Below are 515 nucleotides of genomic sequence, written 5' to 3'. Positions count from 1 at the left end.
ACTCACCCTGACCGGCAGCGTACTGACCAACGACACCGAAGGCGCCGACCATGTCGCGTCCGGTCCTGTCACGCCGGGCACCTTCACCGGCACCTACGGCACCCTGGTCCTCAACGCCGACGGTTCCTACACTTACACCCTCAACACCGCCGACGCCGATTTCAAAGGCCTGCACGGTGGGGGTAATGGCAGCGAAACCTTCACCTACACCCTGACCGACGCCGACGGTGACACCAGCACTGCAAACCTGGTGCTGCAAGTGCACAACAACGACGACCCGGTGGTCATCAACGGCCTCGACACCGAGGGCGGCGAGCTGACCGTCCAGGAGAAAAACCTCAGCGACGGCAGCAGTCCGGATGCCCCCGCACTCACTCAAAGCGGCACTTTTACCGTCACGGCATTGGACGGTGTGCAGACCTTGAGCGTGGGCGGGATCAACGTGGTGACCGGTGGTGTGGCGGCGGGTTTCCCGCAGTCGATCACCACGGCGCTGGGCAACACGTTGACCATCA

At 63.5% G+C, this 515-nt stretch carries 1 protein-coding gene; it reads left to right on the top strand.

The window, feature by feature from the left end; genetic code table 11:
* On the top strand, positions 1-515 hold a 515-nt coding region (locus tag ACLEJQ_RS25740), incomplete at both ends, for a VCBS domain-containing protein (protein WP_440799916.1).

It is taken from the genome of Pseudomonas sp. SMV71, from assembly GCF_052042015.1.
In the GTDB taxonomy this organism is placed as follows: Bacteria; Pseudomonadota; Gammaproteobacteria; order Pseudomonadales; family Pseudomonadaceae; genus Aquipseudomonas.
The sequence above is the reverse complement of the archived record's forward strand: the minus strand, read 5'-3'. Positions and strand labels throughout refer to the sequence as shown.